This window comes from Halomonas sp. 113 (genome assembly GCF_904067645.1).
Taxonomy (GTDB): domain Bacteria; phylum Pseudomonadota; class Gammaproteobacteria; order Pseudomonadales; family Halomonadaceae; genus Vreelandella; species Vreelandella titanicae.
Map to the genome: position 1 here is coordinate 1,012,841 of NZ_LR881453.1, position 21,881 is coordinate 1,034,721.

At 56.4% G+C, this 21,881-nt stretch carries 17 protein-coding genes and 1 pseudogene; 12 read left to right on the plus strand and 6 right to left on the minus strand.

Features of this window, described 5'->3' with window-relative positions:
* Positions 1–11 precede the first annotated feature (11 nt).
* The 4 genes from YERSI8AC_RS04935 to YERSI8AC_RS04950 all read left to right on the plus strand — a co-directional run bounded on the left by YERSI8AC_RS04935 (position 12) and on the right by YERSI8AC_RS04950 (position 5,458).
* On the plus strand, positions 12–1,481 hold the full coding sequence (locus YERSI8AC_RS04935) for a di-heme oxidoreductase family protein (protein ID WP_009286894.1): 1,470 nt from the start codon (positions 12–14) through the stop codon (positions 1,479–1,481).
* A gap of 23 nt (positions 1,482–1,504) precedes the next feature.
* A complete protein-coding gene (locus YERSI8AC_RS04940; protein ID WP_009286895.1) occupies positions 1,505–2,530 on the plus strand; it encodes an imelysin family protein in 1,026 nt (341 codons plus the stop codon).
* Between the two features lie 3 nt (positions 2,531–2,533).
* A complete protein-coding gene (locus tag YERSI8AC_RS04945) occupies positions 2,534–3,622 on the plus strand; it encodes a DUF1513 domain-containing protein (RefSeq protein WP_022523611.1) in 1,089 nt (362 codons plus the stop codon).
* Positions 3,623–3,805: 183 nt separating this feature from the next.
* Positions 3,806–5,458, plus strand: a complete 1,653-nt coding sequence (locus YERSI8AC_RS04950) for a multidrug ABC transporter permease/ATP-binding protein (RefSeq protein ID WP_138799721.1) — start codon at positions 3,806–3,808, stop codon at positions 5,456–5,458.
* Positions 5,459–5,482: 24 nt separating this feature from the next.
* Here the strand turns inward: YERSI8AC_RS04950 and fhuF are convergent, their stop codons facing one another.
* The 6 genes and pseudogenes from fhuF to YERSI8AC_RS04980 all read right to left on the minus strand — a co-directional run bounded on the left by fhuF (position 5,483) and on the right by YERSI8AC_RS04980 (position 13,024).
* Complete coding sequence (fhuF, locus tag YERSI8AC_RS04955) at positions 5,483–6,271, minus strand: siderophore-iron reductase FhuF (protein WP_138799722.1); 789 nt, start codon at positions 6,269–6,271, stop codon at positions 5,483–5,485.
* Positions 6,272–6,420: 149 nt separating this feature from the next.
* Positions 6,421–7,188 carry an ABC transporter ATP-binding protein gene (locus YERSI8AC_RS04960; protein WP_027957190.1) on the minus strand — a complete coding sequence of 256 codons (768 nt, stop codon included), beginning with the start codon at positions 7,186–7,188 and terminating at the stop codon, positions 6,421–6,423.
* A gap of 167 nt (positions 7,189–7,355) precedes the next feature.
* On the minus strand, positions 7,356–8,153 hold the full coding sequence (locus YERSI8AC_RS04965; protein ID WP_138799723.1) for an inositol monophosphatase family protein: 798 nt from the start codon (positions 8,151–8,153) through the stop codon (positions 7,356–7,358).
* Between the two features lie 110 nt (positions 8,154–8,263).
* Positions 8,264–9,692, minus strand: a pseudogene (locus YERSI8AC_RS04970) (ATP-binding protein).
* A gap of 147 nt (positions 9,693–9,839) precedes the next feature.
* The gene (locus YERSI8AC_RS04975; RefSeq protein ID WP_159180173.1) at positions 9,840–10,718 is read right to left on the minus strand and encodes an ABC transporter substrate-binding protein; all 879 of its coding nucleotides are present in this window, start codon (positions 10,716–10,718) and stop codon (positions 9,840–9,842) included.
* A 125-nt stretch (positions 10,719–10,843) separates the two neighbouring features.
* Positions 10,844–13,024 (minus strand): TonB-dependent siderophore receptor, encoded by a 2,181-nt coding sequence (locus YERSI8AC_RS04980; RefSeq protein ID WP_159176223.1) that lies wholly within the window; start codon positions 13,022–13,024, stop codon positions 10,844–10,846.
* Between the two features lie 272 nt (positions 13,025–13,296).
* On the opposite strand from YERSI8AC_RS04980, the gene YERSI8AC_RS04985 reads away from it, so the two are divergent.
* From YERSI8AC_RS04985 to YERSI8AC_RS05020, 8 genes are all read left to right on the plus strand, one after another.
* Complete coding sequence (locus YERSI8AC_RS04985) at positions 13,297–13,806, plus strand: RNA polymerase factor sigma-70 (protein ID WP_236557244.1); 510 nt, start codon at positions 13,297–13,299, stop codon at positions 13,804–13,806.
* A gap of 129 nt (positions 13,807–13,935) precedes the next feature.
* Positions 13,936–14,154: a FecR/PupR family sigma factor regulator gene (locus YERSI8AC_RS04990; RefSeq protein ID WP_233973850.1), complete on the plus strand. Its 219-nt coding sequence runs from the start codon at positions 13,936–13,938 to the stop codon at positions 14,152–14,154.
* Positions 14,155–14,382: 228 nt separating this feature from the next.
* A complete protein-coding gene (locus YERSI8AC_RS04995) occupies positions 14,383–14,628 on the plus strand; it encodes an MbtH family protein (RefSeq protein WP_035564240.1) in 246 nt (81 codons plus the stop codon).
* A complete protein-coding gene (locus tag YERSI8AC_RS05000) occupies positions 14,618–15,358 on the plus strand; it encodes a thioesterase II family protein (protein WP_159176224.1) in 741 nt (246 codons plus the stop codon). Before YERSI8AC_RS04995 ends, YERSI8AC_RS05000 begins: the two co-directional genes overlap by 11 nt.
* On the plus strand, positions 15,336–16,016 hold the full coding sequence (locus YERSI8AC_RS05005) for a 4'-phosphopantetheinyl transferase family protein (RefSeq protein ID WP_159176225.1): 681 nt from the start codon (positions 15,336–15,338) through the stop codon (positions 16,014–16,016). The genes YERSI8AC_RS05000 and YERSI8AC_RS05005 overlap by 23 nt, the downstream gene beginning before the upstream one ends.
* A 31-nt stretch (positions 16,017–16,047) precedes the next feature.
* The gene (locus tag YERSI8AC_RS05010; protein ID WP_159176226.1) at positions 16,048–17,049 is read left to right on the plus strand and encodes a TauD/TfdA family dioxygenase; all 1,002 of its coding nucleotides are present in this window, start codon (positions 16,048–16,050) and stop codon (positions 17,047–17,049) included.
* Between the two features lie 45 nt (positions 17,050–17,094).
* Complete coding sequence (locus tag YERSI8AC_RS05015; protein ID WP_201304702.1) at positions 17,095–21,270, plus strand: AMP-binding protein; 4,176 nt, start codon at positions 17,095–17,097, stop codon at positions 21,268–21,270.
* Complete coding sequence (locus tag YERSI8AC_RS05020) at positions 21,213–21,878, plus strand: phosphopantetheine-binding protein (RefSeq protein WP_201304703.1); 666 nt, start codon at positions 21,213–21,215, stop codon at positions 21,876–21,878. Before YERSI8AC_RS05015 ends, YERSI8AC_RS05020 begins: the two co-directional genes overlap by 58 nt.
* Positions 21,879–21,881: the final 3 nt, after the last annotated feature.

The following is a 21,881-nucleotide window of genomic DNA, read 5'->3' on the forward strand; positions in this document are numbered from 1 at the left end:
AAGGTATCACCATGTACCGCTTACCCCGGTTTATTGTCCTAGCCAAGTGGGTGCCCAGCACATTAGCCCACAGCAGTTTCTTACTGTTCTTGTTGGCCGTGCCCTTGCAGGCAGCCGAATCACCTATACAAAATGCGCCACCTAGCCAAGATTATCCCATTCAAACGACGCCCATGAGTGGTGGCGATGGCTCGGTGGAGCAGTTTGACCATAACGCCTATTCGCTGCCGTTGGGTAATATGTCGATGACCAAGCGGCTGGATTTCAGCGTCGGTAACAGCTTCTTTCGCAACCCTTGGGTGGCGGCGCCCGCCAGCACCGAGGCCCGGGATGGCCTGGGGCCGCTGCTCAATACCAATAGCTGCCAGGGGTGCCACCTTAAAGATGGTCGGGGGCACCCACCCACCGGCGACGAAAACCCCATCGCGCTGTTTCTGCGCCTCTCGCTACCCGCAAGCCAAGCGGATCCAGAAACACTGGAGCAGCGGGGCGCGCTTCCGGTACCTAACTACGGTTTGCAGCTCCAAACCGCGGCGATTAGCGGTGCCAAGCCCGAGGCCAAGCTGGTGATTGAGTATCGTCCTCGGGAAGTGAGTTTCACCGATGGCACCAGCGTCACCTTGCAGGAGCCGCTCTACTCGATTGCCGAGCCCGCTTACGGAGAGCTGCCGGAGTCACTGCAAACTTCGCCACGGTTAGCACCTCCAATGATTGGCCTGGGCCTGCTAGAAGCGATTCCTGAAGCTGACCTTATCGCTGCCGCAGACCCTGACGATGCTGATGGCGACGGGATTTCCGGCCGCTACAACCAGGTATGGGATGTGCGCAGTGGTACCACGGTGCTAGGGCGTTTTGGCTGGAAAGCCGGCGAGCCCAGCATTGAGCAGCAGGGGCTGCACGCCTTTGCCGGGGATATGGGGCTGACCTCCAGTCTGGTGCCACAAACCGACTGCATGGAGAGCCAGGGGTGCGATGATTTTCCTAACGGTGGCACGCCTGAGGTCAGCGATGACGTGGCCGACTTCGTGACCTTCTACGCCTCCAGCTTGGCGGTACCGATGCGACGCAATATGGATGACCCAGCGGTGAAACAGGGCGCTGAGAGATTTAACGCGCTCGGCTGCGCGAGCTGCCATACGCCGCGCCATCGCACCGCTGCGGATGCTGCCCGTCCGGCGCTAGCCAATCAGGAAATATGGCCCTATAGCGACCTACTGCTCCACGATCTGGGCGATGCCCTGGCTGATCATCGCAGCGAGTTCCAGGCCGATGGCCGCGAATGGCGCACCCCGCCGCTGTGGGGCATCGGCTTGGCGCAAACGGTTAACCCCCGGGCTGGTTTTCTCCACGATGGTCGCGCCCGCACTCTGGAAGAGGCGATACTCTGGCACGGTGGTGAGGCAGAAAGCGCTACCCAGGGCTATCGCGCATTGCCCGCTGACCAGCGAGCGGAACTTATACGTTTCCTTGAATCCCTGTAAGTCATTACTGTTAAGGAGTTAACGTGATCGCATCTCTTCGCCGCCTGAGTTTGCTGGCTTGCGCGCTACTCGCGACGCCGCTCTCTTTTGCTACGGACACCCCTACGCCGCGGGAAATGTGGCACGGCGCGGTGGAACTTCAGTATGCTGAGCTGAGCGCCGCCTCCGAGCGCCTGGAAGCTAGCGCCGCACGCTTTTGCCAGAGCCCAGACGAAGCGCTCAGACAGCGGCTGGAAAATGACTGGCTGAGCGCCTATCAAGCTTGGCAGGCGGTGCGTTTTATTCAGTTCGGCCCGGTCGAGCAGAATAGCCGAGGCTGGCAACTGCAATTCTGGCCAGACCGTAAAAACCTGGTGGGCAGCAAGGTGCGCGGCTGGCTGAAGGCAGCCGAAGCCCCGGATGCCCAAGATATCGCCAGTGACAGCGTGGCGATTCAAGGCTTTCCCGCCCTTGAATACTTGCTTTATGACGACGCCATGGACGAACAGGCCCTGAGCGACCCTGGAGCCTGCTCGCTGATGCAGGCCATCACCACGCATCTTGCTGATACCACAAGCGCGCTGCATCGCGACTGGCAGGCCTTTGGCGAGCACTATCTTGAGACTCCTGACTACACGGAGACCACGCTGGCGAGCGCCATCCAGGCTCTCGAAATACTCGAAGATAAACGGCTCGGTGAGCCCATGGGCCTTAAAGGCGCACCCGCCAACGGCTACTTGGCGGAAGCGTGGCGAAGCGGACAAACGGTTCGATTGGTAGAGAGCAGCCTGGAGGGTCTGCGTACCGGCTTCTTGCCGGGGCTCACCGCGCTGTTGCGCGAGGCCGATGCGCTGCCGCTCGCCGAGGCGTTTCGTGATCAGTTGGATAAGACACTCGTTCAGGCCAGCGAACTGCCACCGGGCTTGGTGCCTTCCCTTGAAGACGAAGAGGCGTTTCGCGGTCTGCAGTCGCTCTACCTCGACATCAGCCAGCTACGCCATCTACTGGGTAACGAGATCGCTGGTGAACTGGGGCTGGTACGAGGCTTTAACTCCAGCGATGGGGATTGAACCATGCAGCGACGCCAAGTACTCAAAGTAGGGTTGGGCAGCGTCGCCATGGCGCTGACCCCGCTGAGTTGGGCGCTGCCCGCGCGGGAGGAAGCCGCTTGGCTGTTCAGCGCGGTAGACGACCCCAGAGGAGGGCATTACATCGCCGGGGTGGCATTGGATGGTCAGACCCGCTTTATGATCGAAGTACCCGAGCGCTGCCATGGAGGCTGTCTGCAGCCCGACTCTCGCCAGGCGGTATTGTTTGCTCGCCGCCCTGGCACACGGATGCATGTGATCGATGGGGACAGCCGCCAATTAGCCCACACCATTGCGGCCGGGGAGGGCTACCACTTCTACGGGCATGGCGTTTTCGACCTGAGCGGGCGCTATCTGTATGTCACCGCCAATCGTTTGGAGGACAGCGCCGGGCTAGTGCGCGTTTACGACGCTGCCAACGACTACGCCCATGTGCGCGATATGCCGCTGGGTGGTATCGGGCCTCATGAGCTTAGGCTGATGCCGGATGGTGACACACTGGTGATTGGTTTGGGGGGGATCAAGACTCATCCTGACTATGGCCGGGTTAAACTCAATCTTGATACCATGGCACCAGCGCTGATGCTGCTGGATCGCCACAGCGGCGAGATATTGGCACGTCACGAACCTTCGCACCACCAGCTCAGTTGCCGTCATCTGGATGTGGCGGCGGACGGTACAGTGATCGCTGGCTACCAGTTTGAAGGGCCCGAGTGGGAGACCCATCCGCTGATCTGCCGTCTGGATGCCCAAGGGCACTTCTCTGAGCTGGCGCTGGCCGATGAAGTCACCGCCAGTCTGAAGCACTACACTGCCAGCGTGGCGTTTAGCCGTGTTTCTGGCAATGCCCTGGTGACTGCCCCTCGCGGCAACCGGGTACTGCTGCTGGATGCCGCGCAAGGCAAGCTTGTTGCCAGCCTAGCGCTACCCGACGCCGCCGGCGCCCGCTGCGACGGCAACGGCGGCTTTCTGGTCTCCTCCGGCCAGGGCGGGCTCTACCGAGTAACGCCTGGCTCGGCAACACCCCAACTGGTCGCCAGTCTGGAACTCCGCTGGGATAACCATCTGACATAGTTCTTAGGAATCGCCCTTCGGAATCGCCCTTAGGAATAGCTCTTAGGAATAGCGTTCCGGTTCAGACTACTCTTTGTCAGGCCTCTGTCGCTGCTCGTTTGCCACCCAATATGAATGACGTCTTCTTGGTGAGAGGCGCTGCTGTTAGACTTCAGCGCTCTTTACAGGAAGGCAAGGAGCCCCATGGAACTGCTGCGCTTAGTATTTCATCACTACCGCTGGCCCTTTTTAGGCGCCATTGCTTTGAGCCTATTGAGCGCTGGCTTAGGGGTCGGGGTGATTGCGTTTATCAACCAGCGGCTTATCGAAGTAGGCAGTATGGCGGCGCTGCCGCAATTTCTAGGCCTGCTGGTGGTGCTCCTGGCGGTCACACTCAGTACGCAATTAGCGCTGACCGTGCTGGGGCACCACTTTGTGTTTGATCTACGCTCGCGGCTGGTGAAGCGTATTCTCGACACCGATATTGAGCGCTTGGAGCAGTTGGGCAACGCCACCTTGCTTGCCAGTCTGTCCAGCGATGTGCGTAACATCACTATTGGCTTTGTGCGTCTGCCGGAGCTGATTCAGGGCGTGGTGCTTACGCTTGCCTCGGTGGCCTATTTGGCATGGCTGTCGCCACAAATGGTGGTGATCACGGTGCTGTGGATCGCGTTCACCATGGGTGTGGGGTGGGTGTTGGTGTCGCGGGTGTATCGCCATTTTCGCCTCGTGCGTGAAAGCGAAGACAGTCTGTATAAAGATTTCCAGGCGGCCATTGAAGGGCGCAAAGAACTGGCGCTCAACCGCGACCGTGCCCGGCGCTTTTATGACGAGCGCTATACCGCCAATGCCCGTGACTATCGTCATCATATCATCCGCGCCGATACCTACCATTTAAGCGCTAACAACTGGTCTAACATTATGATGCTGGGCGCCATCGGGGTGGTGTTTTTCCTCTCTAATGGATTGGGCTGGGCGAATACCACGGTGGCTTCCACCTTCGCGCTGACGCTGCTGTTCCTGCGTACGCCGCTGATTCAGGCGGTGGGCGCTTGGCCAACGCTGATCAGTGCCCAGGTCGCGTTTGATAAATTGAGCAGCCTGGAGCTAGCCGAGTACCAGTCAAGCTTTGCCGTCGACGATACGCTGGCCGATTGGCAGCGTCTGGAGCTGGAGGAAGTCACTTATCACTACCCGGACACTGCCCAGGGCGAGGGCTTCCAGGTGGGGCCACTCAATATGACCCTAGAGCGCGGTGAGCAGGTGTTCTTGATCGGCGGCAACGGCAGCGGTAAGTCGACCCTGGCAAGGCTACTCTCGGGGTTATACCGCCCCCAAAGCGGCACTATTAAGATTGATGGCGAGGTGGTCACTGCTGCACAGTGGGAAGCGTTCCGCGCTCGCTTTGCCAGCGTGTTTACCGATTTCCATCAGTTTGATCAGACCATGGGCCCTGAAGGCCTGCCTGCTGACCCGCAGGTCGTTGATACCTGGCTTGAGCGACTGCAGATGCAGCACAAATTGCAGTGGGAGGGTGATCGCGTCATCAACACCCAGCTCTCCCAGGGGCAGCGTAAGCGCCTGGCACTGCTACTAGCGATTGCCGAAAAACGCGATATCCTGCTGCTCGACGAGTGGGCGGCGGATCAAGACCCGCAGTTCCGGCGGCTGTTCTACCGCGAGCTGTTACCGCACTTAAAAGCGATGGGTAAAACCGTGTTTGCTATCAGCCATGACGACAGCTACTTCGTTCACGCTGATCGGTTGCTGGAGATGTCGAAGGGGCAGCTTAGCGAGCTGAAAGGCGAGCAGCGTGCTCGAGCGAGTGAGGACGCTGTTGCGCAAATTAATATCTAAACAGTGTTAAAAATAGCTAACGTTTTAACGGGCGACCTGTTTGGCGCGCTTTCGCGCTTCCAGGTCGCAGCCCTCTAGCGGGCAGGTGCCGCACGTAGCAAACTCATCCAGTAAATAGCGCAGGCAGCAAAGCTTGCGCACCCGCTTAACTTCCTCACTACCCTTGGGCGTAAAGTAACGCACCGGCTGAAACAGCGGGTTGCGCTTGCCGTTGGGCAGGTTGCGCGCTTCCAGCAGCGCCTTGGCAGCCTCAAACGCCTGCCTATTGGCAAGCGGGTGCTCGCCCAGCGCGTTGACGTAAAAGTCCAGATAGCCACCGGCATTGCTCCAGAACACCCGCTGTGCAGCGCCGGAGATAGCCGCTAATTGCTCAATCAACGGTGCCCAGTGCTGCTCAATCAGGGTAGCAAAACGCTCAAACGGGTCGTGAGTGGTTATCGACGTGCCTTCGTGGGGCAACCACAGCCGCGAGGTGGCGCCCTTGTCGTTAAAGATAACCTGCATGTCGCCCAGCCCCACCGGCAGGTCACGGTTAAGCAGCAGGTTGGCTGTCAGTGTGGGAACGGTTAGTGCGCTTAAGTGCCATTTCGACCAGATCGATACCACTGCCCGCTGGTCTCCGTCTGGGTACTGTTCAGCGAAGCGGGAGAGATCTTCTTTGAGCCAATCGGCATTCCGCCAACGGGCTGTTTTGAACGCTTCCAGCGGTGGCGTTCCACCTATTAACGGCGGCGTAAAGTTCGCCAACGGCCCGGTGTAGCAGGACGCTAACGAAGGCTCGAACAGTTGCGGCTGACGTAGAGCAGAGGGCATCGCGGGGCTCCATCACAGGGCTTTAACACAAGGTTTTGACACAGCACACAGGTAAAATATGGCATTCAGCTTAATCGATAATGCGTATCAGTTGAAGCTTTTGATTGCGAATGAGTGCTTTTAAAAGTGTCTGACCTCGGAGAATAGCGCTATTGAGCCACGGCGATATTGTGCTCTCCGTTGGGGTGCTTCATGACCTGCATCGGTAGGCCATAAATCGCCTCTAAGGTGCTGCAGCTCATCAAATCACCCGGGCTGCCATGGGCCAGCAAGCGACCGCTGTGCAGTGCCATCAGCTCGTCGCAGTAGCGCGAGGCCATGTTGATATCGTGCAGTACAATAATCACCCCAAGATTTAGCTCATCGCACAGCTTACGGATCAGCGCCAGCACTTCGATTTGGTGGGCGATATCCAGCGCCGCTAGCGGCTCATCCAACAGCAGGAATCGGCTGCCCTGGGCGAGTAGCATCGCCAACCAGACCCTTTGACGTTCACCACCAGAGAGCGTGTCGACCAAGCGGTCGGCAAAGGCCTCTGTGTGGGTCAGGGCTATGGCGCGATCAATGGCATCTTTGTCTTTCTGGGTGTGGCGGCCCAGAAGCCCGTGCCATGGGTAGCGGCCGAAGGCGACTAGCTCGCGTCCGGTAAGACTTTCTGCACTTGGTAAATGCTGGGGCAGGTAAGCCACCTGACGGGCGAACTCACGATTTCCCCAGTCACTCAGCGGGCGTTGATCAAAGTGAACCTCCCCCTGGCTTACCGGCTGCTGCTGGGCCATGAGCTTGATCAGCGTCGACTTGCCCGAGCCGTTATGGCCAATCAGGCCGTAAACCTTGCCCTCATGAAAACTGTGGTCAATGGGATTTAAAATCTGCTTACCATTGATTTCAAAGGTGGCGCCTTTGACCTCGAACATGAATGACTCCTGGCGATAGGGTTGATGATAATGCCTCCATTCTAGTGCTAATAGTTCTCATTTTTAACAAAAAAATGAAAAGATTTACGTGATAGATGGCAAACGCCGCTTGGGGAAAGCAGGCAAGGGGTAGGTCTCAGGTGATTAGAGATGACGTTGATCGTTTATCAGCAAGACGCTAAACACGCTAGCAGTTGTCCATGCCTCTCGGGGTGCGCCGCAAGTAAACTGTTCCATTGAGAGGGATTCGGCTCGCCAGTGAGATCCGTGACGGTGTAGCCAGCTTCTCTGGCAATCACAATACCGGCGGCGATATCCCAAAAGTCGAGCTTAGCGCCTTGAGACCAAAAAGCATCAAACCGGCCCAGGCTGGTGTAGGCGATCTCCAGCGCCGCCGATCCTGGGCTGCGGATACCGGCCACCTGGGGCATTAGAGCAGCGAGTTGATCTAGGGCCGTCGTACAGTCGCCTTTAGCGTGGTAGGGCAGGCAGGTGCTTACCAGCATCTCGTTCAGTGGGCGCGGTTCAGGCGTAGTGAGCGGCGTGTCGTTGAGGAAGACGCCGGTGCCAAGGCTGGCCCAAAGCATTTCATCAAGCAGCGGTTGATAGACAACGCCGATGATCAGCTCATCGCCCTTAGTAACCGCGATGGAGACTGAGAAGTGAGGTACCCCATGCAAAAAGTTGCTGGTGCCATCGAGAGGGTCAATGATGACGGTATAGTCACTATCGGTGGGTGTAAGCCCGCTCTCTTCACCTAGGAAAGCGATATCGGGAAAGGCGCTATTGATACAGTCGATAATGATGTTCTCTGCGGCCGTATCGTAGTAGCTGACAAAGTCTGACGCCCCCTTTTGCTCAAAGGCGATTCTGCCCTTTAGCGAATATCCCTCGCGTAACAGCGCACCTGCCTCGTACGCCGCCTGTTTCACCGTTTCGAGTAGGTCGTTACTGCTATCGAGCATTGTATTTCCCCTGGGCATTCATCGTGCCTTAGTGAATGGCAAAAACTGTATGCATTCAATGTAACTAGCCATTCATGACGCGGAGATGACAGTGGCGGATAGATTGGTAGCTAAGCCAAGGTCTCCACCTCAAACGCCACAATTTGGCGCTCAACGCTGGAAAACTCCACGCCGATCAGGTGGATGGGCTTGCCCGAAGCGCGGTGCTTATCGGCATAGCCTTTATGTTTGATCTGCTCCAGCGCTTTACCTTCCGGCAGTTGTTCCACCACTTTGAACTCAAACAGGTAGATATGCCCACCAAAGTCCACGCTCATATCCACCTTGCCGTGGTGGCTGGCGTCTTCCACGGTTACATCCAGCCCCAAGGCCGCAAAGTGGCTGTAAAAGACACTGGCATAGTGGCCTTCGTATTTGGCGATGGGGTTGTTGCGGTACCAGTCATGGGGGAGTCCGGCGTAGAGCGCCTTTAAGTGAGCTTCCAACGCAGCAAGGTCATGGCGCTGAAAAGTGTCAAATAACGCCAGTTGGTAGGTTTGCGCATCGCTTGTGTTAATACCCAATACTGGCAGCAATAAATCGTTAAGGCTGCTTTCTACCTCCCTGTTCGGAAAGCCCAGCGTATAGAGGCGATAACCCAGCATGGGTTCCTGCACGTCTTTAATGGTGATGTAGCCGGTTTGGAACAGCAGCCCTTCGGTGGTGATATCGTCGACATCAAAGCGGCCGAGCAACTGTGCTTTTGCTTGCAAGGTCTCCAATCGAGGGGTAAACACCCCGCGTTGTTTGAGAATATCGACCAAAAACGTTGGCGTCGCGGACTCAAACCAGTACGGGCCGAATTCTTGCTCTTGGAACAGCAATAGTACATCGAAGGGATTGTAGACAGAGGTAACCTCACGACCACCCCAGCGATAGCCGTTATACCACTGTTTGATTTCCTGACGGTCTAACCCAGAAAGTTCAGGTTCAAATACGGTATCGATATCGTCATCGGTATAACCACACAAGGTTGCATAGTCGGGCGAAAGGGTAATATCGCGGAGATTGTTCAAGCCCGAAAACAGGCTGACCTTGCTGAATTTGGAAACGCCGGTAAGCAGCACGAAGTGTAGGTGCGGGTCGGCGTCTTTCAGCACGCTGTAAAGGTTCTTCAAACCCTCGCGCAGTTCCCGGGCACGCTCCGGCGCCAGGATGTTATCCAGAATCGGCTTGTCGTACTCATCAATCAGAATGACCACCCGTTGACCACGCTGCTGGTGGGCGGCACGAATGAGGGCAGAAAATTCACCCGGTATATCGGTTTTATGGTGGTGGGTAATGCCGAGTTGCTCACGCTGGACGCGTAGCTGCTCACGGATACGTTCATCCAACCCTTCACGGCTCTGCATCACGCCATCGGCAAAGCAAGTAGTATTTGTTCTGGTTAACCAAACGCTCAATGTGCGGTGTCTTATCGACGTAGTAATAGTTCCCTTCGCGGATATCCGAGAACGTCTGAATCCCGATGGGTAGCTTACGGCGGTGGGCATCCGTCACGGTGGGTCTCCAGAGCAAAAAAACAACGTTACGACCAATAGTCTAGCATGCTCACCGATTGCATTGCGCAGTGACGAGCTTGCCTGTGGAGGGCGCATGTGGCCACACAGAGTGAATTTTACTGCTTTAGACAAAAAGAGTAAGCCACTAGTTTGTATCGACAGAGGCACTGCCTGTGCGATTGCTTTCAGTCAGGTGGCTGACAAGGCTATCGGCAAAGCGTCGGGCGGCTGGTAGTCCTCCCCAAGACCAATAATTGACAGGAATAATCGTATAATTTCCCTGTTTCACGCTTGGCAAGTGTCGCCACTGGCCATCGGATAGGAGTTGTCTCACACCTCCGTCTGGGCCGTAGGGGCTGTCAAGAAACACTAGTTTCGCATCGATATCAAACAGAGGCGTTGCGCTGACGGTTGTCATTCCCCATTGGCCTAAATCCCCCTGCCAGGCGTTCTGGAGGCCAAGGTGATTTAACATCATGCCTTCAACACTTCCTGTGCCATATACACGGGCATGGCGCTCATCCATCAGGCGCACCAGTAAAACGTGGGAGTCGATATCATTAAGCGCTTGCTTTAGCGCAGCGAAGTGGTGGCGGGACTGCTCGATATAATGCTCCGCAGCGTTAGGATGACCAACCAAATCGCCAAGCTGACGCGTCAATTCCTCGATGGTTTCCCAGTCGTTATGGTCGCCATCGCTATCGGCAAATTTATAAAGCGGGTATTCCTTAACCTCCGCAATTTTTCTGAGCCGTGGGAGTAAGCTGGCATGAGCAGGCGGTGAAATTAGAATATGTTGTGGGGGATCGCTTGCCAGTAGCTCAAGGTTAGGGAGGTGGCGATAACCCAGGTTAGTCGTATCGGGAATAACGCCATCTTGACGGGAGTAGGTTTCATACCCTTCAAGGCCCGACAGAAACCTAGGCGGGTGACCAATGGCATTGAGGGTCTCCGCGATAGCGAAGTCAAACGTTGCTAATGGCACCACTCCGTTTTTATCGCTGGCCGTCGATACATTGCCCATCAATAAGCTGATAAGCAATGCGATCGATAAGATCATGCTTTTTTTAGGGCGTACAGGGGGATAAAAAGTCCCATTTTGATATGTCACGATCATGCCTGTGTTTAGCGAATAAAGAAGCGCCTTCATCACCACTGATAGGACGCCGTGCCTACAACACTGCGAGGCTCTCCGTAATAACATGCGTAGGTGCAGGACTCGATATAGGTTTCATCGGTCAGGTTGGTCGCATTCAAGGAAAGTAACCATGGGCCCGTCTCATAGCTGACCATGGCATCAACCAGGGTAAAATCAGGCACTTCGCCATCAAGGTGGGCGTTAGGAAGCGTTGATCCAACATAGCGTACCCCCGCCCCCAGTTTGAGTCCCGGCAGACCGAAATCACTGAAGCGATAGTCACCCCATAGTGAGAACTGGTTGTAGGGCGCCTGACCGGTTCGTTCCCCGACTTTTTCGGGGGTCGCCGGGCTGCTTTTTGTTGTTCGGGCATCAGTGTAGGCATACGCTGCGACCAGATTGGCATTGAGGCCGATCTCCGTCTTGGCCTCCAGCTCGACACCCCGAGAGCGCACTTCGCCTATTTGTGTCTGGAAGTTAGTGTTGACCGGGTCGGCGACCAGCACGTTATCTTGAGTCAATTCGTAAGCGGTGGCGGTGAGCATGGTATCGAACCCCTTGGGCTGATAGCGGATGCCTACCTCGTACTGCTCGCCTTGGGTGGGCTCGAACTGATTGCCGTTGCGATCGGTGCCAGTCGCTACCTCAAAGGATTGACTGAAGCTGGCGAAGGGTGCCAAGCCATTATCGGCCAGGTAAACGAATCCAACACGACCGGTGAAAGCATCATCATCCTGCTGTTGTTCTTGAGAGGGATCGAAGTACCGAGCAGCTTCGGTATCCGTCCAATCTTGACGCCCGCCCAGCATGACTACCCATTTATCGGCAATCTTCATCTGGTTCTGAACATACAGTCCCACCTGCTGCTTACGGCTCAGATTGGAATAGTTATTAGGGGTGCTTTCACCCAATTGCCCACTTCCATAGGCAGGGTTATAGAGATCCAGAGCAGGAACGCTCTGCTGGTAGCGTTCTGTTTCGTGGCGCTGGCGGACATAGTCAAGGCCGACCAGAGAGGTATTGGTTGTCGTTCCGGCCTCCCAGTCATACTGCAAGGACGTATCGGAGGAGATTGCCCTGGAAGCATCACGCCGATCATGGGCGGTTCTGGAAAAAAGTCGCCCAGCGGAGCTTTGAGGCTGCTGAACAATACCGATGTTGTCGAAGTTTCTATCTGAGTGGAAGCTGCGCAAATTGTGGCGCAGCTTCAGGCGGTTGGAAAAATCGTGCTCGAACAGATAACCAAGTGAGTAGCTTTCGTTATCGTAGTCATCGAATCCAGGTTCACCAACGAACCGCTCCCGCGGTATATCGCCATTGGGGTTGGCAAGAATAGTGCCACTGGCAGGCAGCCCATAGATATAAGTCGTCTCGTCCCGCTGATACTCACTGAGCAGGATGAGCGAGGTATCCTCGTTTGGCTGCCACTTAAAGGCAGGCGCGATGTAGGTGCGATCATCTGGCACATGGTCGACAAAGGTGTTGCTATCGCGGCGAAGCATGGTTAAACGGTAGGAAAACTCACCATCTTCATCCAGGGAGTCAGAGGAGTCCGCAGATACCTGGCGCCGATCAAAACTGCCTACCTGGAGATTAACTTCGCGCAGGAGCTCACTGGTAGGGCGCTTACTGACCGCATTGATCAAGCCCCCGGGAGACGCCACGCCATAGAGAATTGACGATGGGCCCTTGAGTACCTCCAACCTTTCCAGGCCATAGAGCTCCTGCTGGGCATCGAATACGTTAACCTGATACTTGCTGCCATCCCGGTAACTGTTATACACACTGAAACCGCGAATCATCATGCTGTCGTGGGTTGTATCAGCTCCTCCTCCGCCATAAGCGCTTGATACGCCCGCTGTGTAGCCCAGCGCCTGGTTGACGTTCCGTGCGCCATAGTTGCGAAACTCCTGGCTACCAATCACGGAAATCGATTGCGGTGTTTCAATGATCGGCGTGTCGGTTTTGGTGCCGGTTGCGCTGCGGGTGGCGGCAATACCCAGCACAGGCCCTGTAGCTTCTTCATAAAGACGACTTTCCGTGACTTGCAGTGTGGGTAGCGCGGTGGAGGTTTCACTACCTGAAGATGCCCTCTGTTCGGCCTGCTGAGCAAACACAGCCGTCGGCGTGTTGCAGACAGCCACTGCAACGGCAGCCGTTAGCCACCGCTTGCGGAAAGTAGGTTGGTTCAAGAATATTCTCCTTGCATAGAGTTCGTTTTAATTTTTAATGTTAATCATTATTGTTTGTATTATGAATGTCTTTTATGCAGTGTCAACGCTGCTTAATGAGCTTGGGCAAGTCTGCCCAAGCAGGTGAAGGTCGTGGCTTCTGAAAATAACGTCAACAAGCATATCGTTATAAAAAGTGAGTTAGCTCTCACCAGTTGACTTGCCAGGCTCTAACGCAAATAATAATTATTGCCATTTATTCCGTGGTGTTAATCAAGGCAGGAGGCCGAGCTGTGGATACCCAGACCTGGAGCGCTGAGTTAGAAGATATCTTCGTTAATCAGCGGCCCCGGCTCTGCTGTGTCGCCGCAAGAGTCTTGGGCAATGCTGATCAAGCCGATGATGTCGTGCAGGACGCCTATCTAAAAATTTCGGAAGCAACCACGCTTTTTGAGGTGAAGCAGCCTATATCTTACGTGTCACGTGTGGTGCGCAACCTCGCCATTGACCGCTGCCGCCGTTCGGCGTTTGAGTCAACTTTGTTTGCAAAAGAAGAGGAAGGGGATACCACCTCTTACGCGTCACACTCCCCAGAGGTGATCGCGATTGATCGCCAGGCCTTGGCCCAGGTGGTTAACGCTTTGGATGAGCTGCCCGAGCGTACGCGGCGCGCTTTTGAGCTCTATCGTTCGGGAAGTCATACGCAGCGGGAAGTGGCCCACTTGTTAGGTATTTCCACCACGTTAGTTAATTTTATGATTCGCGATGCATTGACGCATTGCCGCCAGTCGCTACAAGGTTAAACGTTGCCAGATCGGTAAGCCCACGTTCCGTCCCTTCTTTGTTGTCGCTTTGTTACACTGTCAGCAAATAGCGTTGATAATATTACACGCTTCCCGAGACAGGTGTTCAGCAGGCAGCAGTAGCGAGGTTTGACAGTAACGATGGATAACGACAGCGGCGATGATGCCGTTTGGCAAACGGCGCTAGACTGGCTGATGCGCGAGCATGAAGAGACGTTGAGCGACGCTGATCGCGAGGCGCTTCATGCGTGGTTAGCGGCTTCTTCTCAGCACCGCCGTGTATTTCGTGAAGCCGAACAGCTATGGCTGCTAACGGGGATGATTCCGCGCAGTGATGAGCGCAACTGACAAATCGCTGCTTTTTGCCCACTCCGTTTTTTGTTCCCCCTGGTTTTCTTCATTGATGATTTCACGGCTGTCGCGTTTTTAAGCGCTAGAGCCGTATAGCCCCCGCACGTATTTTTTCTACTTTCTTCTTCCTTCACATTAAATTTTCATGTGCCTCACTCGTCATTGAGTAATGAGAAGTAATTGCATTTTATTTCTCATTCCTTTGGCAACGATGAGGTTAGTCCCATGACAAGTTGTTTTGATCGTGAAGATGGTGTTTTCCGCGTATTAGTCAACCACGAAGAGCAGTACTCCCTCTGGCCAGAATGGAAAGCGATTCCCGCTGGCTGGACCGATACCGGCGTACTCGGCGATAAGCCAACCTGCCTCGACTACGTCGAAAAAACCTGGACCGATATGCGGCCACTCTCGCTGCGCCAGTGGATGGATGAGCAGGCCAACGCTGAGGCGGAGCAGGTGAATGCAGGTTAAGCGTTTAAGACTGCTCTGCCTGCCCTGCGCCGGAGCCAGCGCCACCATGTATCTGCGCTGGAAGCGTCAGTTGCCCGCCTGGATTGAGGTATATCCCGTCGAGCTGCCTGGGCGTGGTGAGCGACTGGGTGAGTCGCTCATCGATGACTTCGAGACCCAGGTCGTGCGACTGTGCGAAGAGCAGGCAACGCGGATGCGCGGCGACTTTGCCCTGTTCGGTCACAGCATGGGGGCGTTGTTGGCCTACGGCATGGCAGCTCGCTTGCGTGATGTAGGGCGGCCTCAGCCGCGGATACTGTTCGCCTCAGGCAGCGCGGCGCCCTCAATGCGCGACGCAGAACGCTTGGCGGGCCTTGATAACGACAAAGCCCTGATTGCGGATCTACGCCAGCAGGGCGGCACCCCAGAGGAAGTGTTCGAAAGCCCGGAACTGCTGCGCCTCACTCTTGATGTGTTGGCAGCGGACTATCGCCTCTGCCGCAGTTTCCGCTATCGCGGCGGGTCGCCGCTTGTTTATCCCTTACAGGTACTCGCAGGGCGCGATGACGATATCGAAAGAGAGCGTTTAGAAGCGTGGCAGCGAGAATCGGGCGGGGCGTTCTCGTTGGACTGGTTCGAAGGAGGGCACTTCTTTATTCGCCAGCAGCAAGCACAAGTGCTGGAGACTATCGAACGGGCGCTGACTCGACGGCTTGAGGAGGTGCCCCATGCAGCGCCTGCAGTTAGCTGAAGGGGCTCCTGAGGGGCTTGAAGTCTGGCGCTTAGCGCTCGACCTGAACGCCCCGGTGGCTGACGAAGATGATCGGTTGCTGAGTCGAGCCGAGTGGCAGCGCGCCCAGCGGCTTCGCCATCACGCCGATGTCGTACGCGCTGTGGCGACACGCGCTGCCCTGCGGCGACTGCTATCCGCGCACACCGGTATAGCGCCAGAAAAGCTGGTGTTCACTCAGAACGCTTACGGCAAACCCGAGTTGGAAAACGCTGATGGGCCTGCTTTCAATGTTTCCCACTCTGGCCATGTCGCCCTAATCGCGCTCGCTCCCGGCGGCTCGGTGGGGGTCGATATTGAGCGTCGTCGATCCGAGGCCGAACTGGCGCCGCTGCACGGGCTGGTGCTATCGCCGAGCGAGCAGCGCGACCACATTCGCGGTGCCACGCTGCCCTTCATGGAGCGCTGGGTGGTTAAAGAAGCGGTACTCAAGACCTTGGGTTTAGGAATCGCGGACCATCTGCAAGCGCTCTCGGTTAGCCCAGCGGCAGTGCCGCCTGCTAGTTACTGCCTTAAGCACTCGCTTCCCGTGTCATCACCTCTGCAGGCATGGCCGCTGCCAGCGCCGAGTGGCTATGCCGCTGCCCTGGGCTATGCAAAGAGCTATGCCCAGAGTTAACGCTACTCAACGACTTTTTAGGAGATCAATAATGGACAGCCAAAGCGCAACACTAACGCAACCAACCAACGTCATATCCCAACGTCAGGGGCCTGTTGATTCAGAGCTGCCCATTATGATTTCCCCCGCCTACCCAGGGCAGCCGCTGCTGGAAGCCTTCGGTGATTTGCGTGCGGATATTGAGTCACTAGTGACTAGAGTCGGTGGGGTGCTGCTAAGAGGTTTCGATGTTCCCTCCGTGGACGATTTTCAGCAGTTTGCTGCCGCCTTTGGTCATCCGCTGCTGAGCTATGAGTTCGCTTCTACGCCACGTTCAGCGGTGTCATCGGGCATTTATACCTCGACCGAGTATCCCGCTCATCAACATATTCCCCTCCACAATGAGCAGGCCTACACCCGCGAGTGGCCGATGAAAATCTGGTTCCACTGTGTCACCGCTTCCCCCGAAGGGGGAGAGACGCCGATAGCCGATAGCCGCGCTATTTACCGCCGTATGCCCGCAGAGATCCGCGAGCGCTTTGCCCCCGGCATTCTCTACGTACGCAACTACGGCGATTTCGATATGCCTTGGCAAAAGGTGTTTAACACCGAAGACCGCGCTGAAGTGGAGGCATTCTGCCAGCGCGCGGGTATTCGCTGTGAGTGGAAGCCCGATGGCGACCTGCGTACCACCCAACTGTGCCAAAGCATAGAGACTCACCCTGTCACCGGTGAGCAGGTGTGGTTCAACCAAGGCCATCTTTTCCATGTCTCCAACCTGCAGCCAGAAGTACGTGAGTCGCTGGAAGAGCTGCTCGACCCCGAAGACATGCCGCGCAACGTCTTCTTTGCCGATGGTAGCCCCATCGACGATGCCATCTTCGATGAGATCCGCGGCGTACTGGCCGACGAAACGGTGATGTTCCCCTGGCAGGCAGGCGATGTGCTGATGCTCGACAACATGCTGGTCGCCCATGCACGCACGCCGTTCAAAGGGCCGCGCAAAGTCGTCGTCGCCATGGCGGAAGGTCACGGCAACCTCTCCAACGACTAAACATAACGCCTCATCTCACGGCCAGGAGTTCCAGCAGGTACGCATATGAATATTAGGCACGCCCAGACAATGAACAGCCACCCATCCCATAACGTTGCTAACCACAGCTTCGTTGAGCATTTAAGTCGCCTGGCCCGGGAAAGGCCCAGCGACAGGGCGCTGATTGTAGTGAGCGCTCAAGGTGAGACCACCCTTGACTACGCCACTCTGGAGCGGCGTTCCCGCGCCCTGGCCAGCGAGCTCCAGCAGCGGTTCCCGGCTGGTGAGCGTGCCTTGATCCTGCTGGATAACGATGAACATTATGTGGTGGCATTCTTCGCCTGCCTGTATGCCGGGGTGATTGCCGTGCCGGTCTTCCCTCCAGAGTCGGCCAAGCAGCAGCATCTGGCGCGCCTGCTCGCCATTGCCGCCGACTCTCAGGCCGCCTGTGTGCTCACCTCTACAACGATTATCGATGTGGTCGCATCTGCAAGCGAAGGCTTCGGCAGCGCCGAACTGATCCCCGTGGATGCCGTAGATGAGAGCCGCGCTGAACACTGGATTGAGCATCGCCCAAAGCGTGGTGATCTCGCCTTTTTACAGTACACCTCAGGTTCCACGGCCACGCCCAAGGGCGTTATGGTCAGCCATGGCAACCTGATGGCGAACGAGCGTGCTATCGAGACGGGCTTCTCGATTGGTGCCGACGATGTTTTCGTCAGTTGGCTGCCGCTTTACCACGACATGGGGCTGATCGGTGGCCTGTTGCAGCCCATCTATCGCGGTATCCCTGCGGTATTGATGAGCCCCACCTTCTTTTTACAGCGGCCAGTACGCTGGTTGGAAGCGATCTCCCGCCACCGAGGCACCATTAGCGGTGGCCCCGATTTTGCCTACCGGCTGTGTCTTGAGCGTATCCGCGACGAGCAGCTTGAGGCGCTCGACTTATCTAGCTGGCGGGTCGCGTTCTCAGGCGCCGAGCCGGTACGCCACGATACCTTCATTGGCTTTATCGAGCGCTTCCGCCCAGCGGGCTTTGCCGCTGACACCGCAGCACCCTGTTATGGCTTGGCCGAAGCGACGCTATTGGTTAGCTGTAATTCGCGCGGTACGGGCGTGGTGGGTACGGCTTTTTCTCAACAGTCACTGGCCGAAGGTAAGGCTGTTTCAGCAGTTGAAGGCAACACCCTGGTGGGCTGCGGCACGCCGGAGCCGGGTCACACAATCGATATTGTCGATCCCGAAGGATTTCACTCGCTGCCCAAAGGCGACGTCGGCGAGATCTGGGTCAATGGGCCCAGCGTGGCACACGGGTATTGGCGGAACCCCGAGGCAACGGCCAACACCTTTGTCACCCGCGATGGGGTCAGTTGGCAGCACACCGATGCAGAGGCTCACGACGTTCGCGATGATCGCTGGCTGCGCACCGGTGATCTGGGCTTTCTACACGAAGGGCAGCTGTATATCGCCGGGCGCATCAAGGATCTCATCATTCTGCGCGGCCATAACGTCTACCCCCAGGATATCGAGAGCGCTATCGAGGCCGAAGTTGAAGCGGTGCGCAAAGGGCGGGTGGCGGCCTTTGCAGTGACCACCCCCGAAGGCGCCGAGGGGATCGGTGTGGCGGCAGAAGTTTCCCGCGGCATACAGAAGCTAGTGCCCGCCGAGAAGCTGGTCGAAGCGCTAAGCGAGACGGTGGGGAGCGCTTGCCATGAGCCACTTTCGGTAGTGTTACTGCTCAACCCAGGTGGCCTCCCCAAAACCTCCAGCGGCAAACTGCAGCGCAGCGCCTGCCGCCAAGGCTGGGAGGCGGGCAGCCTGGATGCCTACGCCATTCACGCCTTTGGGAGTTTTGTCAGTGGTGGTGACTCTGAGGGCGGAGGAAAGTCATCGCACTCTACTGCGGTAGCTGGAAGCGAAACGGAGCAGACGTTAGCGAAGCTCTGGCATCAGGTGCTGGGGGATGACGAGGCTTTGTCTCAGAGAAAGCCGCTAGGCAGCGATGCTCATTTCTTCGCCAGCGGTGGTAATTCTCTGGCGGCGGTGCAGTTAGCTTCACGTATTAGCGATCATTGGGCGATTGATTTTTCAGCTAAGTCAGTGTTCGAACACTCCTCACTGGGCGCTATGGCAAATGAAGTAGAGCGCATAAAAAATGATCATGCCGATTTGGGGCGCTCACCTATCCCTGTATTGTCATATGCGCGTCGTGCCGAGCCACTGCCTCTCTCTCATGATCAGCAACGCCTATGGTTCTTATGGCAACTAGACCCTGAGAGTACGGCTTACCATATCGGTGGTGTTCTGCGTTTATCGGGCCACCTGAATATAGACGCGATGCGTGACGCCTTTGACGGTTTGGTAGCGCGGCATGAGTCGTTGCGTACTCTGTTTTACGTTGACAAGGGAGGGAGTCCCAAACAGTTAATTAGACCTGACACTTCCTTTGACTTGGAGGTCGTCGATTTTCGTGGCATGCCTGCTGAGGAGGCTCAGCAGCGTGAGAATGACACGATACGACGGATTAATGATGAGCCGTTCGATCTCTCAACAGGCCCTTTGTTGCGGGCCGCGTTGCTGCGTGTGAGCGACGATGCATATGCCTTGGTCGTTGTCATGCATCACATTATCTCCGATGGCGTATCGATGCAGATTATGCTTGATGAGTTGGTGGCCTTCTATCGTGCCCATATGCGTCGTGAGCCTGCTCAGTTACCTGAGTTGCGTGTCCAATACGCTGACTACGCAAGTTGGCAGCGTGACTGGCTGTCAGCTGGTGAGGGAGAGCGACAGCTTGCTTACTGGCAAGAACAGCTTGGCAGTGAGCACCCTGTGTTGGACTTGCCAACCGACCATCCCCGCCAGACGTCGACGGCCAAGCGTGCCGGTCAGTATGAGTTTTCTCTTTCCAACGAGCTCCAAGTGGGCCTGCGCCGACTCGCCGAGAGCCAGAATACAAGCCTTTTCACTGTGCTCTTGGCCGGCTTTCAAGGACTGTTGCAACGGTATAGCGGGCAGCAAGAGATTCGCGTGGGAGTGCCGGTAGCTAATCGGCAGCGTCAGGAAATAGAGGGGGTAATAGGTTTTTTTGTTAATACCTTGGTATTGCGCAATGACATCAATAGTCGCCACTCATTTGAAACGATACTGACACAGTGTCAATACGCTGTTGTCGGTGCCTTGGCGCACTCAAACTTACCTTTTGAGCAGCTAGTTGAAGCGCTACAGCCCACACGTAATTCGATTCATAACCCTCTTTTCCAGGTCATGTTCAACTATCGGCAAGAGGATCTCACGGCGTTTCAGACATTGCCCGACCTGACACTGACTGAGTCAGGGTTTCTACAGCAGGATGCTCAGTTCGATTTAACGCTAGAGGTGCGGGATTTCCCTGATGGACAGCTGAAATTTAGCATGGTTTATGCGTCAGAGCTTTTCGAGCCTGAGACCATTCAACGCCTTGCAGGATACTTTGAGACACTACTGCAAAGGTTGCTTACGTCACCAGGGCAGGCACTGGGCGATATCGAGTTGCTTGAAAATTCTGAGCAGCAGCAACTTATTCAATGGGGAGTAAACTCTCAAGGATACTCCGATGCTGCGCCAGTTCATCATTTGATTGAGCACCAAGCAGCGTCAACTCCAGAAGCCATAGCTCTTATCTTCGATGATCAGCATCTGAGCTACGCCGAACTCAATGCCCGTGCCAACCAGCTGGCCCACTATCTGATTGGACTAGGCGTAAGGCCCGAGACCCGGGTAGGTCTCGCCATGGAACGCTCCATCGAGATGGTGGTGGGGCTATTGGGTATCCTCAAGGCGGGCGGCGCCTATGTGCCGCTGGACCCAGACTATCCGAGTGATCGGTTGGCCTATATGGTCGAGGATAGTGGCATTGAGCTGCTGCTGACGCAGCACCACTTGCGCGCGTCGTTGCCAGTGGCTGAGAGCCTCAACGTTATCGAGCTGGATCAGTTGGACGTCACGCATCATGCGTCAACGAACCCGGAAGTGGCACTGCACGGTGAACACCTCGCCTATGTGATTTACACCTCGGGATCCACGGGGCGCCCCAAGGGTGCGGCCAACTGCCACCGCGCTCTGATTAATCGCTTACAGTGGATGCAGGAGGCCTATAGCCTAACGGCTGGCGATACGGTGCCCTCTATCGCACCGGTGACCTGGTGCGCTGGCGGGAAGATGGTCAGCTTGAGTACCTGGGCCGCCTTGATCACCAGGTGAAGATCCGCGGCCTGCGTATCGAACTGGGTGAGATCGAAGCCGAGCTAACAGCTCAGCCGGGGGTTCGCGAGTCAGTAGTGGTTGCTCAAGAAGGCCCCGGTGGTTCGAGGTTAGTCGCTTATGTGGTGCCCCAGGCCGACAGTGAACTCGACAGCACCTCACTACTTGAAGCGCTGGGTCAAAAGCTACCGGATTATATGGTACCGGGCGTCGTGGTCACGCTCGAGGCACTGCCGCTGAATGCCAATGGCAAGGTGGATCGCAAGGTCTTGCCCGAGCCGGACTTGGCCAGTAACTCGCAGTACGAGCCGCCCCAGGGCGAGGTGGAAGAAGCGCTGGCGGAGATCTGGTCGGAGATACTTGGCTCCGAACGGGTGGGACGTCATGACAACTTCTTCGAGTTGGGAGGCCACTCGCTTTTAGCAACTCAGATATCGGCTCATTTCACGCAGCGCTTTGGAGAGGCGTTGCCAGTAAGGCTTATTTTTGAACACCCGACGCTGGCGAAAATGGCAACACAAGTCGCGTTAAAACAGGTGAATGCCGATGGTGGCCGCGCGAACCGGCTCTCCACTATGGATCAACTGCTCAACGAATTGGAGGGGTGAGGC

Bases quoted from the DNA above. Each gene is read 5' to 3' on its own strand.
- YERSI8AC_RS04935 (WP_009286894.1), top strand. From the start codon at position 12: ATGTACCGCTTACCCCGGTTTATTGTCCTAGCCAAGTGGGTGCCCAGC.
- YERSI8AC_RS04945 (WP_022523611.1), top strand. From the start codon at position 2,534: ATGCAGCGACGCCAAGTACTCAAAGTAGGGTTGGGCAGCGTCGCCATG.
- YERSI8AC_RS04950 (WP_138799721.1), top strand. From the start codon at position 3,806: ATGGAACTGCTGCGCTTAGTATTTCATCACTACCGCTGGCCCTTTTTA.
- fhuF (WP_138799722.1), bottom strand. From the start codon at position 6,271: ATGCCCTCTGCTCTACGTCAGCCGCAACTGTTCGAGCCTTCGTTAGCG.
- YERSI8AC_RS04960 (WP_027957190.1), bottom strand. From the start codon at position 7,188: ATGTTCGAGGTCAAAGGCGCCACCTTTGAAATCAATGGTAAGCAGATT.
- YERSI8AC_RS04965 (WP_138799723.1), bottom strand. From the start codon at position 8,153: ATGCTCGATAGCAGTAACGACCTACTCGAAACGGTGAAACAGGCGGCG.
- YERSI8AC_RS04975 (WP_159180173.1), bottom strand. From the start codon at position 10,718: ATGGGCAATGTATCGACGGCCAGCGATAAAAACGGAGTGGTGCCATTA.
- YERSI8AC_RS04995 (WP_035564240.1), top strand. From the start codon at position 14,383: ATGACAAGTTGTTTTGATCGTGAAGATGGTGTTTTCCGCGTATTAGTC.
- YERSI8AC_RS05000 (WP_159176224.1), top strand. From the start codon at position 14,618: ATGCAGGTTAAGCGTTTAAGACTGCTCTGCCTGCCCTGCGCCGGAGCC.
- YERSI8AC_RS05005 (WP_159176225.1), top strand. From the start codon at position 15,336: ATGCAGCGCCTGCAGTTAGCTGAAGGGGCTCCTGAGGGGCTTGAAGTC.
- YERSI8AC_RS05010 (WP_159176226.1), top strand. From the start codon at position 16,048: ATGGACAGCCAAAGCGCAACACTAACGCAACCAACCAACGTCATATCC.
- YERSI8AC_RS05015 (WP_201304702.1), top strand. From the start codon at position 17,095: ATGAATATTAGGCACGCCCAGACAATGAACAGCCACCCATCCCATAAC.